This window comes from Variovorax sp. 01T432 (assembly GCF_056398605.1).
Genome location: NZ_JBFTPS010000031.1, coordinates 51370 through 65398, shown reverse-complemented (window position 1 = coordinate 65398; position 14029 = coordinate 51370). Strand labels below are relative to the sequence as shown.

Below are 14029 nucleotides of genomic sequence, written 5' to 3'. Positions count from 1 at the left end.
ACCCTGCCTGCCCTTCAGGGCTTCGCGTAGCCCACGGACTGGGCGAGGGTGATGCGCTGGTTCACGGGCAGGCCGAGCGCCTGCGCCAGGGCGCGCCGGTCGATCATCGCGCGCACCACGGTCGCCAGGCCCGCCGCCGCGCAGTACAGGTAGACGTTCTGGGCGATGCAGCCCGCATCCGCGCCGGCGAGGAAGGGGCGGTCTTCCGCCGCGACCTCGACCATGCGGGCCATGTCGGCGACATAGACCAGGTTGATGGGCGCGCCGGCGACGAAGTCCTGTGTTCCGGTGCGCGCGCGCAAGTCCTCGGCCCTGACCAGCAGGAGCCGGTGCGCCCGAGGCTCGTACCGGTAGGCGCCTTCGGCCACGACGACGTAGATGTCGATCTCCTTCCAGTTGTGCGCCGAGGGCGCCGTGCGGCCGCCCACCTGCTCGCGGTTCACGCCGAAGGCGGACCAGAGCAAGGAGGAGAGCAGGGCCAGCGAGACGGTGTCCTCGATGAACGAGCGCGTGCTTCGGCGCCGCTTGAGCGCCTGATCGAGCGTGACCAGCGGCGGGAGCGATGGCGCCGGAAGTTCGACGGTATCGGTCTCGAGATTCAGCGGAATGATCGGCATTGGAAGGCTCCTTGAAGGTTGCCGACAAGCTTCGTCCAAGGCCGCGGCCGACATATTGACCTGGCGCAACCACCATCGCTCCCGGGCCGCGCAGTATGTGAAACCCCGCTGCAGGAGCATGACCATGGCAACCCCCGTCCGATCTCTTCTTGTCCACCTCGACGGCACGGCGCGCGCCGAGACCCGCCTGGGCCTGGCGCACCAGATGGCCAGCATCTTCCACGCGCGGGTGAGCGCGATGTTCGCCGTCGAGCCGCGCTACCTTCCGGTGCTGCCCCTGGCGGGCGGCATTCCGTCGATGCCGCTGGGCGGCAAGGTCGACCTCAACCACCGGATGCACGCCATGGCCGCCTTCGAGCGGGCACGGGCCGTGAGCGCGCGGCCTTGCGAGTGGCTGGAGCTGAGCGGCGAGCCGGTGATCGAGACCTTCTCGCGCCGGGCGCTGACGGCGGACCTGCTGTTCCTCGGCCAGCGCGATCCCGATGAGGCGGCCGCTCTCGACGTGCCGCCCGATTTCGTGGAATCGGTGCTCATCGAGAGCGGCCGGCCCGCGCTCGTCATTCCCTACGCCGGCGCGGCAACCATCACGCCGAAGACGGTGCTCATGGCATGGAAGCCCACGCGCGAATGCGCGCGCGCGCTGACCGCCGCCCTTCCCTTCCTGCAGGGCGCGAGCCAGGTGGTGCTGGTCGACGAGGACGACGACGAGATGCAGCCGACCCGCGAAGAGGTGCAGGCCTACCTTCGGCTGCACGGCATCTCGCAGGTGCATGAACGCGCCCGGCTGTCGGGACGCCACGCGGGCGAAGGCCTGCTGTCCCTGGCGGTGGACTGCGGCGCCGAGATGATCGTCATGGGCTGCTACGGACACAGCCGCGCGCGCGAGCTGGTGCTCGGCGGCGCGACCCGCACCATGCTGGAGTCGATGACGGTGCCGGTGCTGATGGCCCACTGACCGGATCGGTTGCCGGGTTGATCTGGCGCAATGCAATCCCGGACGGCCGCAGCACACTGTCCCTGCATGAAGGAGTCACCGATGAAGATGCTGTCCAAACCCGTCGCCCGCTTCGGGGAACCGAAGCGGAAGCTCCTGGGGATGCTGGCCGTCGCGGTCTGCGCCTCGGCGGTTTGCACCGGGGCACTGGCGCAAAGGGGGGGCGGCCATGGCCATGGCCGTGGCGGCGCTCCCGGCTGGCACGGCGACATCGCGCGATTCCACGAACACGACTGGGGCGTCTGGCGCGGCGGGCACTGGACGCAGGCGCGCCATGCCGGGCGCGTGGGATGGTGGTGGGTCGTCGGCGGCAGCTGGTACTTCTATCCGTGGCCGGTCTATCCCTACCCCAATCCCTGGGTGCCCGCGCCGAGCGCCCTGGTACCCGGCGAAGTCGTGCCCCCGGTGCCGCCCACGCAGTATTGGTATTACTGCGACTCGTCGCGCACCTACTACCCTTACACCGCCATCTGCGCGGAGGGCTGGAAGCAGGTTCCGGCGACGCCCGCCGGCGCCGGCAAATAGGAGTCGATGATGTTCATTTCCCGCTTCCGCGTCGCCATGGCGCCCTTTGCATTGCTGGCCCTGGCGGGCTGCGTCGAGATGCCGACGGGGCCCAGCGTCGCCGTCATGCCGAGCGCCAACAAGCCCTTCTCCGTGTTCATGCAGGACGACGACTTGTGCCGTGGCTGGGCCGCGCATTCGATCGGCCAGGCGGGCCATGACGCGGCGGCCCAGTCGCTTCTGGCCTCCACCGTCACGGGTGCCGCGATCGGCCTGATCGCGGGGGGCGCCATGGGCGGCGATCGCGGGGCCGGAACGGGCGCCGCGGTGGGCACGGCGGTGGGCGCCTCGGTCGGCGCGAGCCAGAGCGCGGCCATCGGATGGAACACGCAGCGCCAATACGACATTGCCTACCAGCAGTGCATGTACTCGAAGGGGAACTCGGTCCCGGGTGCCCAGTACGGCATCTACAACTATGGCGGCACGCCGCAGACATATGCTCCGCCGCCGCCTCCCCCGCCTGTGCGGCGCTAGCCGCGCGCCCTCGGCGTCCATCGCATGGACCACGCGCTGTCCCGCCGCTCCTTCCTTCGAGGCACCGCGTTGTCCGCGGCGGGTGCCGGCATGACGGGGGCCGCGACCGCAGCGGAGCTGTCGCCCCCAGGGCCGGAAGTCGTCGGGCCGGCGCCCGTCTCCATCACGCTCAAGGTCAATGGCTCGGATCGCGCGCTGTGGATCGAGCCGCGCACGACGCTGGCCGAAGCCCTGCGCGGTCCGCTGGCACTGACCGGCACCAAGATCGCCTGCGATCGCGGCGCCTGCTCGGCCTGCACCGTGTGGCTCGACGGCGCGCCCGTCTGCGCCTGCATGATGCTGGCGATCGAGGTCGGCGCGCGCGGCGTGACGACGATCGAAGGCCTCGCGCAAGGCGAGCGGCTGCATCCGGTGCAAGCCGCGTTCATCGCCCACGATGCGCTGCAGTGCGGCTTCTGCACGCCCGGCATGGTGATGAGCTGCGCCGCGCTGCTCGCGCGCGAGCCGCATCCGGGCGCCGAGGACGTCAAGACCGCCATCAGCGGGCACCTGTGCCGCTGCGGCACCTACCCTCACGTCGTCGCGGCAACGCTGGACGCGGCCGCTGCCGCCAGGGGCGAATGATGGCCACCGACAGCGGCACGCATGAGGCCGCATTCCCGCAAGGCATCCTGAGTGTCGGCCTGACCGAGGTGCGGCGGCAGGTGCCGCTCGACGAGCCGCCGCCCCTGCCGCCGAATGCGGCGCTCGCCGTCATCGGGCGCTCCACGCCGAGGCAGGACGGACGGGCCAAGGTCACGGGCGCGACGCGCTTCACCGTCGATGTCAGCCTCCCGGGGATGCTGCACGGGCGAATCCTCCGGTCGCCGCTTCCGCATGCGCGTGTGCGCGCCATCGATGTCTCCGCGGCGCGCGCGCATCCGGGCGTGATGGCGGTGCAGGTCCTCGCCCAGCCCGGGGACGCTTCCGGCACGCTGCGCTACATCGGGGCGCCGGTGGCGGCGGTGGCCGCCGTCACCATGGACGCCGCCGCGCAGGCGCTGCGCCTGCTTCGCGTCGACTACGAGACGCTGCCCTTCGTCGCCGACATGGACGCCGCGCGCGACCCGGCCTCCGCGCCGGTGCACGACGCCGCATCGGCCCCGGAGGGCCACCCGGGCGGCTTTCCCGCGGCGGCCGGGCTTCCGCTCCTGGGCAACGTGCGCGGCCCGGCGGTGGCGGCGCGGGGCGACGTGGCGGAGGGCTTCGCGCGCGCGCGGGTGATCGTCGAGGGCGAATACCGCACGCAGGTCCAGACCCACTGCTGCATGGAGCCGCATGCCATCGTCGCCGACTGGCGCACGGACGGCCTGACCGTTTACGCATCCACGCAGTTCACCGCCGGCGTGCGGGCCGAGCTCGCGGCGACCTTCGGCCTGGCCTCCAGCCAGGTCCGGGTGGTGGTCGACGGCATGGGCGGCGGCTTCGGCTCCAAGTCATCGCTGGGCAATCACGGCCGCATCGCGGTGGCCCTGTCGCGCCAGGCGCGCAGGCCGGTGCGCATCGTTCTCGATCGTCACGAAGAGCAGATCGATGCGGGCAACCGCCCGGGCACCTGGCAGCGCCTGCGCATCGGCGCGCAGGCCGACGGCACGCTGGCCGCGATCTCGCTGCTGAGCCATGGCACGGCCGGGGTCACGCTGGGCGCCGGTGTGGGCAACGTGGCGCAATCGCTCTACGAGTGCGCCAACTTCCACTCCGAGCAGAGCGACGTCTTCATCAATGCCGGTCCGGGGTGCGCGATGCGCGGGCCGGGCAACACGCCGGGCGCGTGGGGGCTGGAGCTGGCGATCGACGAGCTGGCCGAACGCCTCGCCATCGACCCGCTCGTCCTGCGCGACCGCATCGATGCCAGCCCGGTGCGCCGCGAAGAGCGGCGACTGGGCGCCCAGCGCATCGGCTGGGAGCGCCGGCATGCGCCGGGCGCCGACGCCGGGCCGGTCAAGCGCGGCATCGGCATGGCGCAGTCGCTCTGGGGCGCCAACGTGCAGACCAACTCGGCCTGCGAGTTGCGGGTGTCGCGCGACGGCGAGGTCGAGCTGCTGTCGAGCGTGCAGGACATCGGCACCGGCATCGGCACGGTGCTGGCCCAGGTGGTGGCGGAGGTGCTGGGCCTGCGGCCCGAGGAGATCCGGGTGCGCATCGGCGACACGGAATATCCGGCCGGCCCGCCCTCCTACGGCAGCCGCACCACCGCCTCGATCACGCCGCCCGCGCGCACCGCGGCCTGGCGCATCCTGCAAAGGCTGATGCGCGAAGCGGCGCCCTTGCTGAAGGCGCAGCCCGCAGAGCTGGTCGCGCGCGGCGGACGCATCTTCGTTCGCGACCAGCCGGCGCGGGGCCTGGGCTTTCCTGAACTCGCGGCGCAGTTGCGCACCGAGCGCATCAGCGAAATCGCCTCGCGCAGCGACGACTACGACGGCTTTCGCCGCCGTATCGGCAACGACGCGGCGCTCGCGCGGCAGGACCTGGGCGGCGTGCAGTTCGCCGAGGTGGCCGTGGATACGGAGACCGGCATCGTGCGCGTCGAGCGCGTGGTGGCGGTGCAGGACTGCGGCCGGCCGATGAACCCGATGCTCATCGAGAGCCAGGTGCAGGGCGGCGTGCTGATGGGCCTGTCCTATGCGCTGTTCGAGAACCGCGTCATCGATCCGCACACGGGAGGCATGCTGAACGCCAACCTCGAGCAGTACAAGCTCGCGGGGCCGCGCGAGACGCCCGCCATCGAGGTCATCGTGCTCGAGAACTACCAGGGCCGCAGCGCGACGGATGCCTACGGCATCGCCGAGCCGTCGAACATTCCCACCGCCCCGGCGATCGGCAACGCGGTCTACAACGCGATCGGCGTCCGCCTGCGTTCCCTGCCGATGACGCCGGCGGCGATTCTGGGCGCGCTGGGCCGCACGCCCTCCGGAGCCTGAGCATGATGGACCGCTTTGCCTTCACCCGCCCCAGCACGCTGGCGCAGGCCGCCGAGGGGGCATCGTCGACGGTGGCCGATGCCATGGCCGCCGCAGGCGACGCGACGCGCGGCGCGCCGGTGGCCGTCGTCAAGGCGGGCGGCATCGACCTGCTCGACCTCCTCAAGGAAGGACTGCTCTCGCCCGCCACCGTCGTCAGCCTGTCGGGCATCCCGGGGCTGGCCGCGATCGACGAGGCCGATGGCGGCATGCGCATCGGCGCGCTGGTCACGCTGGACATGCTGGCCGGCCATCCGGCACTGCGGCGGCGCTACCCGATCCTTTGCGAGGCGGCAGGCGCTTCGGCCAGCCCGCAGATCCGGCACGTGGCGACCCTGGGCGGCAACCTGCTGCAGCGTCCGCGATGCTGGTACTTCCGCGCCTCCGAATACCGCTGCCTGCGAAAAGGCGGCGCCCATTGCTTCGCCATGGCGGGCGAGAACCAGTACCACGCGATCTTCGACAACGGCGCCTGCGCGGTCGTCCATCCGTCGACGGCCGCCACCGCGCTCGTGGCCCTGGGCGCATCGGTGGAGCTGGTGAATGCCGCGGGCGCGCGCCGGCGCCTCCTGGTCGAGGACTTCCTGGTCTCGCCCGGCACCGACCCGCACCGCGAGAACGACCTGAAGGCGCACGAGATCCTGGCGGCCGTCATCCTGCCGCCGCTGGCGGGGCACCCGCGCATGGCCCAGCTGAAGCAGGGAGAGAAGGATTCCTTCGACTGGCCGCTCGCCGACGTCGCCGTCGTCCTCGACATCGATGGCGAGGGCATCTGCCGCGCCGCCGCGGTCGTGCTGGGCGCGGCGGCACCCGTGCCGCACCGGGCCCGGGCGGCCGAGGCCGCGCTGGTGGGCCAGCGCATCGGCGACGGCGTGGCCAGGACGGCGGCGCGTGCCGCGCTGGAAGGCGCCACGCCGCTTTCCGGCAACGCCTACAAGCTGCCCCTGTTCGAGACGCTGGTGCGCCGCGCCCTGTTGATGGCCGTCGCGCCGCAATCCCAACGAAACCAGGAGCATCGATGATGACCCGACGACAGGCCGGAGCCGGCATCCTTGCAAGCGCCGCGCTCGCGGCCGCACCCGGCGCGGCGCGGGCGCAGCCCGCGAAGCCTGTGGCCTTGCCGCCCGCGCGCACCGAGGGCGGCGCGCCGCTGATCCAGGCACTGCAGCGACGGCGCTCGACGCGCGAGTATTCCGACCGGGTGCCCACCGCGCAGGTGCTGTCCGACCTGCTGTGGGCCGCCTTCGGCATCAACCGCCCGAGCGGAGACCGCACCGCGCCGTACTGGCGCCACATCATGGTGATCGACGTGTACGTGGCGATGGCCGACGGCGTCTGGCTCTACGAGCCAAGGACCCACGCCTTGCTGCCGCACTCGGGCGCCGACCTGCGCGCGCTGACAGGCCTGCAGGACTTCGTGGCCACCGCGCCGCTCAACCTCGTCTATGTCGCGCATGGCGAGAACATGACGGACATCTCGCAGGAAGAGCGCCGCCTCTATGCCTCGGTCGACGCCGCCTTCATCGGCCAGAACGTCTATCTGTTCTGCGCCTCGGAGGGGCTTGCGACGGTGTTCCGGGGCGCGGTCGACCAGGCCAGGCTCGGGCAGGCGATGAAGCTGCCGGACTCGCAGTTCGTGACCTTCGCGCAGACCGTGGCTACCCCCGCGCCTGAACCTGCCCGCGCCTTCAGGTGATGAGCCGCGGATACATCCAGCCGCCCACCCAGACCAGCACCGCGAGAACCATCGCCAGCATCCCGAAGTCGGTGGCGAGGCCGAAGGTGCTGACGCCCCCGACCAGCATCAGCGCGCGCAGGCCGTCCACGACGTAGCTCAGCGGATTGGCATGCGCGATCACCTGCAGCCAGCGCGGCATGATGTCGGTCGGGTAGATCGCGTTGCTGGCGAAGAAGAGCGGCATGGTCAGCACCTGGCCGATGCCCATGAAGCGCTCCCGCGTCTTGACGATGCACGCGATGATGAGCGAGAAAGTCGAGAACAGCGCCGCGCCCAGCAGCACCAGCGCGACCACGCCGGCCAGCGCCCGCGGGCTCCACACCAGCGGCACGCCGAGCGCCATCGCCACGCCGTACACGAAAGCCGCCTGGGTCATGGCCCGCACGCCCGAGGCCAGGGCCTTGCCCAGAACCAGGGCCGTGCGCGGCGTGGGACTGGCGAGGAACTTGTGCACGATGCCCAGGTCGCGCTCCCAGATCACCGAGATGCCGTTGAAGATGGCGACGAACAGCACGCTCTGCGCCAGGATGCCGGGCACCAGGAAGGCCGTGTAGTCGAGCCCGCCGGTGGGGATGGCGTGGGTGCGCGCGAAGACCTGCCCGAACACCAGCAGCCACAGCATCGGCTGGATCGCGCGCGTCAGCAGCTCGGTCGGGTCATGGCGCAGCTTGCGCATGTCCATGCCCGTGATCGCCGCCACCTTGGCCAGGTAGCGGCCGGACCGAAGCACCACGCCGGCATCGATGGCATTCATGGCATTCCTCCTTCTCAGGCCAAGCGCTGGCCGGTCTGGCGCGTGCTCGACGTATCGCGATACGCGCCCGGGGCTTCGGCGGATTCGCCGGTATACAGCGCGAAGAGCTCGTCGAGCGTCGCGTCGGGCCGGCCGCTCGCGGCGCGCAAGGCGGCCAGAGTGCCGCAGGCGACCAGCCTGCCGGCGCGCAGGATGCCGAAGCGCGAGCACAGCGCCTGCGCCTCTTCCATGTAGTGGGTGGTCATGAAGATCGTGGTGTCGAAGTCCGCGCGCAGCCGGCGGATGTGCGCCCACACCGTGTCGCGCGCCACCGGGTCGAGGCCCACCGTCGGCTCGTCGAGGAACAGCAGCCGCGGCCGGTGCAGCATGGATTGCGCGATCTCCAGCCGCCGGATCATGCCGCCCGAGTAGGTGGCCACCAGCCGGTCGGCGGCCTCCTGCAGGTCCATGAAGGCCAGCGCCTCGGCGATGCGCCGCGCGCGCTCCGTGCGCGGGATGTCGTAGAGGCGGGCGAAGACCAGCAGGTTCTCGAAGCCGGTGAGCTCTCCGTCGGCGGACAGGGCCTGCGGCACATAGCCGATCGACGCGCGCACCCGCGTGGCCTGGCGGACGATGTCGAGGCCTTCGACCTGGGCGCTGCCGGACGAGGGCGGCAGCAGTGTCGTCAGCATCTTGATCAGCGTGCTCTTGCCGGCGCCATTGCGTCCGAGCAGGCCGAAGACCTCCCCTTCGGACACCGACAGGTCGAGTCCGTCGACGACGGTATGCGTGCCGAAGCGCCGCGTCAGCGCCTTCGTCTCCAGCGCGAGGACCTTGGGCGTCATGGCGTCGCCTGTGTCATGGCGATGGGGCTGCCGCCCATGGCGATGAAGAACTGCGCCGTGTCGGCATAGCGCTGCGCCTGGGCGCGCACGTGGCCGAGGCGGGCCTGCTCGAACAGGCGCTGCGCCTCGATGATCTGCAGGAAGCTGGCCTGGCCGGCCTGATAGCTCTGCTGCGTGAGGTCCAGCGTGGCGCGCGCCGCATCCAGCGCCTTGCGCTGCGCGTCCAGCAGGGCCCCGTCATGCTCCAGCGCATGCAGCACGTCGGCCACCTGGCCGAAGGCCTGCAGCACGGCTTCCCGGTAGAGCCCCAGCTGCGCGGCATAGGCATCGGTGGCCGCGGCCCGCTGCGCCCTCAAGGCGCCGCCGTTGAAGACGGGCGCGACCAGGCCCGCGGCAACGTCCCACAGGCTGCTGGAATGCGCGAACAAGGTGCCGCTGCCGGCGGAGGCCGCGGTGAAGGACGCGGTCAGCGTCAGGCTCGGGTAGAGCGCGGCCGTGGCGATGCCGATGGCGGCGCTCGCCGCATGCAGCTGCGCTTCGGCCGCCTGGATGTCGGGCCGCTGGCGCACCATCGCGGATGGCAGGCTCAAGGGCAGATCGCCCGGCAAGGCGAGGACGCTGAAATCGAAAGCGACCGGCACCGCGTCGGCAGGCACGCGGCCCGAGAGCACCGCCAGCGCATGGCGCGCGGCGCTGGCCTGCTGCTGCAGCGGCGGCAGCAGGGCGCGGTCGCTCGCCAGCTGGCTCTCGGCCGTCAACACGTCCAGCCCGGCCGATTTGCCGGCGGCGGCCGACAGGCGCACCAATTCGAGGTTGCGCAGGTCGGCCTCGATGATGTCGCGCACCGCGCGCACCTGTTCGGTCGCGGCGGCGAGCGCGATGGCCTGCGTCACCGTGCCGCCCGTCAGCGACAGTTCGGCGGCCTGCCGCTGCGCCTGCTGCAGGTCCGCCAGCGCACGGGCCTGCTCGATGCGGCGCGCCGTGGCGCCGAAGGCATCCACGTTGTACGAAAGCGCCGGGCCCACGGCGGCGCTGTTGATCGCGCCCGCGCCGCCGCCCCCGCTCTGGTTTCCACGTCCCAGCGACGCGCCCAGGGTCACCTGGGGATAGCGGGCGCCGCGCGCCGCCGTCACCGCCTCGCGGGCCTGGGCGAGCGTCGCCTCGGCGGCCTCGATCGTCGGGCTCCTTGCCAGCGCCTCCTCGACCAGCGCCTCCAGGGCCGGCGACGCGAAGGCGCGCCACCACCGGGGCGGGCTCGCGTCCGCCGCCGGCGCGGCGGTCGTGATGCGCTGGGCCGGCTCGGTGTCGCCGGCATCGGCGCGCACCGGGTCGAAGCGGCTGTAGCCGGTCTGCGCGGGCGGCGCCGGAGCCGCGAAGTCCGGGCCCATCGCCTTGCACGCCGTCAGCATCGCGAGGACGACAAGGCAGAGCGCGCGGCCGGGCCGGCATCGCCCCGGCGAGCGCCTGATCTCATTCATAGCGCAGCGCTTCGATGGGGTTGAGCCGCGCGGCCTTGCGCGCGGGGTAGTAGCCGAAGAAGATGCCCACGGCCGCCGAGAACACGAAGCCGCCGACGATGGCCGATGGCGCGATGACGGTCGGCCACCTGGCCACCAGCGAGATCACCTCGGTCACGATCGCGCCCGCCGCGATGCCCGCCACGCCGCCGACCACGCTCAGGAACACGGCTTCGGCCAGGAACTGCAGCAGCACATGCAGGCGCTGCGCGCCGATCGCCATGCGCAGGCCGATCTCGCGCGTGCGCTCGGTGACGGAGACGAGCAGGATGTTCATGATCCCGATGCCGCCTACCAGCAGCGAGATCGAGGCCACCACCGCCAGCAGGGCCGCCATCACCTGGCTGCTGCCCTCCGCGGCGTCGGCGATCTGGCTCAGGTTGCGCACGTTGAAGTCCGCCTTGTCGTCCGGCCTGATGCGATGCCGCCGGTTCAGCACGGCGGTGACCTCGTCGATCGCGGCCCGGATCTGCGCCGGCGACTGCGCCTGCACGTAGATCTGGTTGACGTAGCCGGTCAGCCTCGGCTGCACGCCGAAGGGATTGGGCGGCGCCGGATACTGGGAAGTGCCCGCGGCCTGCTGGCTGGGCGCGGCCACGCCGAGCACCTTGCGCTCGGCGGTGCCGAAAGGAATCATCACCAGGTCATCCTGGTCCTGCCCCCAGGCCGTCTGGCCCTTGGCCTCGAAGACGCCCACCACGCGCAGCGGAATGCCGCGCACCATGATGGCGCTTCCCAGGGGACTCTCGTAGTCGCTGAACAGCTGCCTGCGGACCGTCTCGCCGATCACCGCCACCAGCGCCGTGCCGCGGTCGTCCTCCTCGGTCAGTTCGCGCCCCAGGCCGACGCGCCAGTTCGTGATGGGCGGATAGCTGGCCGTCACGCCCTGCACGCTGGTGGTCCAGTTCTGGTCGGCGTACTGCACCTGTCCCGACTGGCGGATGAGATAGCTCACCTGGGCCACCGAGGGGGCCTCGCGCCGGATGGCCTCGGCGTCGGCCTGCGTCAGCGTCGAGGCACTGCCGAAGCCCGAGCGCACGCCGCCCGAGGTGGTGGCGCCGGGCACGACCACGAACAGGTTGGTGCCCAGGCTCTCGATCTGCTTGCGAACCGCCTCGTTCGCGCCCTGGCCGACGGCCACCATGGCGATCAGCGCGGCGACGCCGATGAACACGCCCAGCATCGTGAGGGCGGAGCGCATCTTGTTGCGCAGCAGCGCATGCAGCGCGGCCGAGAGGATCATGGCGCCGAAGGCCCAGGCCGTGCCGCCGCGACGGCCGATCGAGGCGCCGACCGGCGAACGCGGGTGGAACAGCGACATGCCGTCGGGCGCCGCGGCGGACGCGGCGGCGGGCGCCTGGGGCGGCTGCGCGGGGTTGCGCTCGTCGGACAGGATGCGGCCGTCGCGCATCGTCACGACGCGCTGCGTATAGGCGGCGATGTCGCGCTCGTGCGTGACGACGACGATGGTCACGCCCTGCTCGCGGTTGAGCCGCAGCAGCGTCTCCATGATCTCGTGCGAGGTGCGGGTGTCGAGGTTGCCGGTGGGCTCGTCGGCCAGGACGAGGCTGGGTGCGTTGATCAGCGCCCGGGCAATGGCCACCCGCTGCTGCTGGCCGCCCGAGAGCTGGGCCGGCGTGTTGGCTTCGCGCGAGCCGAGCCCGAGCAATGCGAGCGCGGCGCGCGCGCGCTCCAGCCGTTCGGCGCCACGCGCCGACGCGCCTTCGGCGTAGAACAGGGGCAGCGCCACGTTCTCGATCGCGCTGGTGCGCGCGAGCAGGTTGAAGCTCTGGAACACGAAGCCGATGCGCTCGCTGCGGATGCGCGCCAGGGCCGACTCCGACAGTTGCGCCACGTCCGTACCCTCGAAGAAGTAGCTCCCGCCGCTCGGCCGGTCGAGGCAGCCGAGCACGGCCATCAGCGTCGACTTTCCCGAGCCGGAGGAGCCCATGATCGCCACGAACTCGCCGCGCGCGATGGTGAGATCGACGCCATCGAGCGCGTGCACGTCCGTGTCGCCCACGTGGTAGATGCGCGTCAGGCCACGAACCCGCAGGACGATGTCGGCCGCGCCGCCCCTGGCCGGCGCGGATGATCCGACGGAGACGGCAGGCGTGCTCACAGCCGGGGCGCCCGCGCGCTCGCGGGCGCGTTGTTGGCGCGCGCGGTGCCCGCCGCGCGCTCGGACACGATGACCTTGTCGCCGGGATGCAGCTCGCCCTTCGACACTTCGGCGAACGAATCGTCGTCCAGGCCGATCACCACCGGCACGCGGCGGGGCTGCCTGTTGCCCGCATCCGGCAGCACCCAGACCTGCGCCTCACGCTCCCCGCGCGCCCTGGTCGCGCCGCCCGCCTGCGCCGGCCGCGCGGTGTCGGCACGCGCCGGCGCGCCGCTGGGCATGTAGCGCAGGGCCTGGTCGGGCACGCGAAGCACACCGTCGCGGCGCTGGGTCTCGATGCGCACCGAGGCGGTCATGCCGGGCTTGAGCAACAGCCCGGGATTGAGGACGCTCACCACCACGTCATAGGTGATCACGTTCTGCACCGTCTGCGGCGCCTGCCGCACCTGCGTGACCGTGCCGCTGAAGGGGCGATCGGGAAAGGACTCGACCGTGAAGGTGGCCGCGTTGCCTTCGGCCACGCGGCCGATGTCGGATTCGCTGACGTTGGTGTCGACCTGCATCCGCGTCAGGTCGGTGGCGATCAGGAACAGCGTCGGCGTCTGGAAGCTCGCGGCCACCGTCTGCCCCTGCGTCACGTTGCGCGACACCACCGTGCCGTCCACCGGCGACGTGATGTTCGTGAAGCCCAGGTTGATGCGCGCCGCATCGAGCGCGGCCTGGTGCTGCTGCACCGTCGCCACGTCCAGGGCGATCTGGCTTTGCGCCTGCAGGTAGGCATTGCGCGCCGTGTCCACCGTCTCCTGGGAAACGATGCTGCGCTTGAGCAGGTCCGCGTCGCGCTCGAAGATGAGCTTGGCGAAAGCCAGGTTGGCCTGGTCCTTCTGCAGTTGGGCGCGGGCCGTCGCCAGGTTGGCCACGCCCTGGTCCACCGCCGACTGGTAGGCGCGGGGGTCGATCCGGGCGCAGGACTGCCCGGCATGCACGACCGTGTTGAAGTCGCATGACAGCGATTGGATGACCCCGGAGACGTAGCTGCCCACCTGGATGGTGGTGACCGGATTGACCGTGCCGCTGGCGATCACCGTCGGGGCCACGGTGCCGCTGTCCGCGGCGACGGTCACGTACTCCTTGGCGGCGCTCGCGCGGCCCTGCCAGAAGAAGGCCGTCAGCGCGACGGCCAGCACGGCCAGCAGCACGATGCCGGCAAGCCACCATCGGCCCGAACGCGAAGGCCCTCCGGGCGGCGGCTCCGCCGGTCGTGCGGCGCCGGCGGCCGGCGCGCGAAGCCCGGGTGCCTGGTTTTCCATCAGCATGTCGATCGGTCCGGCGTTGGTTGCACCCGCCCCGAAGCGCCGTGGCGAACGGCGAGGCGGCGGGTTTGCCACGAGTGTCCGACGCGTCCGCCGCTTCCACCTTGACGGCG

At 71.7% G+C, this 14029-nt stretch carries 13 protein-coding genes; 7 read left to right on the top strand and 6 right to left on the bottom strand.

Annotation, left to right across the window (positions count from 1 at the left end; translation table 11 throughout):
* Nucleotides 1-14: 14 nt before the first annotated feature.
* On the bottom strand, nucleotides 15-617 hold the full coding sequence (locus tag AC1DNF_RS22235) for a nitroreductase family protein (protein WP_478150797.1): 603 nt from the start codon (nucleotides 615-617) through the stop codon (nucleotides 15-17).
* A gap of 124 nt (nucleotides 618-741) precedes the next feature.
* Between AC1DNF_RS22235 and AC1DNF_RS22230 the strand changes: the two genes are divergently transcribed.
* From AC1DNF_RS22230 to AC1DNF_RS22200, 7 genes are all read left to right on the top strand, one after another.
* Complete coding sequence (locus tag AC1DNF_RS22230) at nucleotides 742-1572, top strand: universal stress protein (RefSeq protein WP_478150796.1); 831 nt, start codon at nucleotides 742-744, stop codon at nucleotides 1570-1572.
* A gap of 81 nt (nucleotides 1573-1653) precedes the next feature.
* A complete protein-coding gene (locus AC1DNF_RS22225; RefSeq protein WP_478150795.1) occupies nucleotides 1654-2136 on the top strand; it encodes a hypothetical protein in 483 nt (160 codons plus the stop codon).
* 9 nt (nucleotides 2137-2145) lie between these two features.
* Complete coding sequence (locus AC1DNF_RS22220) at nucleotides 2146-2649, top strand: hypothetical protein (protein WP_478150794.1); 504 nt, start codon at nucleotides 2146-2148, stop codon at nucleotides 2647-2649.
* Nucleotides 2650-2673: 24 nt separating this feature from the next.
* Nucleotides 2674-3273 (top strand): (2Fe-2S)-binding protein, encoded by a 600-nt coding sequence (locus tag AC1DNF_RS22215; RefSeq protein WP_478150793.1) that lies wholly within the window; start codon nucleotides 2674-2676, stop codon nucleotides 3271-3273.
* On the top strand, nucleotides 3273-5609 hold the full coding sequence (locus tag AC1DNF_RS22210) for a xanthine dehydrogenase family protein molybdopterin-binding subunit (protein ID WP_478150792.1): 2337 nt from the start codon (nucleotides 3273-3275) through the stop codon (nucleotides 5607-5609). Before AC1DNF_RS22215 ends, AC1DNF_RS22210 begins: the two co-directional genes overlap by 1 nt.
* Before the next feature lie 2 nt (nucleotides 5610-5611).
* A complete protein-coding gene (locus tag AC1DNF_RS22205; RefSeq protein ID WP_478150791.1) occupies nucleotides 5612-6670 on the top strand; it encodes an FAD binding domain-containing protein in 1059 nt (352 codons plus the stop codon).
* A complete protein-coding gene (locus AC1DNF_RS22200) occupies nucleotides 6667-7344 on the top strand; it encodes a nitroreductase family protein (RefSeq protein WP_478150790.1) in 678 nt (225 codons plus the stop codon). The genes AC1DNF_RS22205 and AC1DNF_RS22200 overlap by 4 nt, the downstream gene beginning before the upstream one ends.
* Here AC1DNF_RS22200 and AC1DNF_RS22195 read toward each other — a convergent pair.
* The 5 genes from AC1DNF_RS22195 to AC1DNF_RS22175 are packed head-to-tail and all read right to left on the bottom strand — an operon-like array spanning nucleotide 7337 to nucleotide 13919.
* Nucleotides 7337-8140, bottom strand: coding sequence for an ABC transporter permease (locus AC1DNF_RS22195; RefSeq protein WP_478150789.1), 804 nt, complete (start codon nucleotides 8138-8140; stop codon nucleotides 7337-7339). The genes AC1DNF_RS22200 and AC1DNF_RS22195 overlap by 8 nt on opposite strands.
* Before the next feature lie 14 nt (nucleotides 8141-8154).
* Nucleotides 8155-8964, bottom strand: a complete 810-nt coding sequence (locus AC1DNF_RS22190) for an ABC transporter ATP-binding protein (RefSeq protein WP_478150788.1) — start codon at nucleotides 8962-8964, stop codon at nucleotides 8155-8157.
* A complete protein-coding gene (locus AC1DNF_RS22185) occupies nucleotides 8961-10442 on the bottom strand; it encodes an efflux transporter outer membrane subunit (RefSeq protein WP_478150787.1) in 1482 nt (493 codons plus the stop codon). Before AC1DNF_RS22185 ends, AC1DNF_RS22190 begins: the two co-directional genes overlap by 4 nt.
* Nucleotides 10435-12603: an ABC transporter permease gene (locus AC1DNF_RS22180; protein WP_478150786.1), complete on the bottom strand. Its 2169-nt coding sequence runs from the start codon at nucleotides 12601-12603 to the stop codon at nucleotides 10435-10437. The genes AC1DNF_RS22185 and AC1DNF_RS22180 overlap by 8 nt, the downstream gene beginning before the upstream one ends.
* Nucleotides 12600-13919: an efflux RND transporter periplasmic adaptor subunit gene (locus AC1DNF_RS22175; protein ID WP_478150785.1), complete on the bottom strand. Its 1320-nt coding sequence runs from the start codon at nucleotides 13917-13919 to the stop codon at nucleotides 12600-12602. The genes AC1DNF_RS22180 and AC1DNF_RS22175 overlap by 4 nt, the downstream gene beginning before the upstream one ends.
* Between the last annotated feature and the right edge of the window lie 110 nt (nucleotides 13920-14029).

Excerpts from the sequence above, each read along its gene's own strand:
- AC1DNF_RS22235 (WP_478150797.1), bottom strand. The coding sequence starts at position 617 with ATGCCGATCATTCCGCTGAATCTCGAGACCGATACCGTCGAACTTCCG.
- AC1DNF_RS22230 (WP_478150796.1), top strand. The coding sequence starts at position 742 with ATGGCAACCCCCGTCCGATCTCTTCTTGTCCACCTCGACGGCACGGCG.
- AC1DNF_RS22225 (WP_478150795.1), top strand. The coding sequence starts at position 1,654 with ATGAAGATGCTGTCCAAACCCGTCGCCCGCTTCGGGGAACCGAAGCGG.
- AC1DNF_RS22220 (WP_478150794.1), top strand. The coding sequence starts at position 2,146 with ATGTTCATTTCCCGCTTCCGCGTCGCCATGGCGCCCTTTGCATTGCTG.
- AC1DNF_RS22215 (WP_478150793.1), top strand. The coding sequence starts at position 2,674 with ATGGACCACGCGCTGTCCCGCCGCTCCTTCCTTCGAGGCACCGCGTTG.
- AC1DNF_RS22210 (WP_478150792.1), top strand. The coding sequence starts at position 3,273 with ATGGCCACCGACAGCGGCACGCATGAGGCCGCATTCCCGCAAGGCATC.
- AC1DNF_RS22205 (WP_478150791.1), top strand. The coding sequence starts at position 5,612 with ATGATGGACCGCTTTGCCTTCACCCGCCCCAGCACGCTGGCGCAGGCC.
- AC1DNF_RS22200 (WP_478150790.1), top strand. The coding sequence starts at position 6,667 with ATGATGACCCGACGACAGGCCGGAGCCGGCATCCTTGCAAGCGCCGCG.
- AC1DNF_RS22195 (WP_478150789.1), bottom strand. The coding sequence starts at position 8,140 with ATGAATGCCATCGATGCCGGCGTGGTGCTTCGGTCCGGCCGCTACCTG.
- AC1DNF_RS22190 (WP_478150788.1), bottom strand. The coding sequence starts at position 8,964 with ATGACGCCCAAGGTCCTCGCGCTGGAGACGAAGGCGCTGACGCGGCGC.
- AC1DNF_RS22185 (WP_478150787.1), bottom strand. The coding sequence starts at position 10,442 with ATGAATGAGATCAGGCGCTCGCCGGGGCGATGCCGGCCCGGCCGCGCG.
- AC1DNF_RS22175 (WP_478150785.1), bottom strand. The coding sequence starts at position 13,919 with ATGCTGATGGAAAACCAGGCACCCGGGCTTCGCGCGCCGGCCGCCGGC.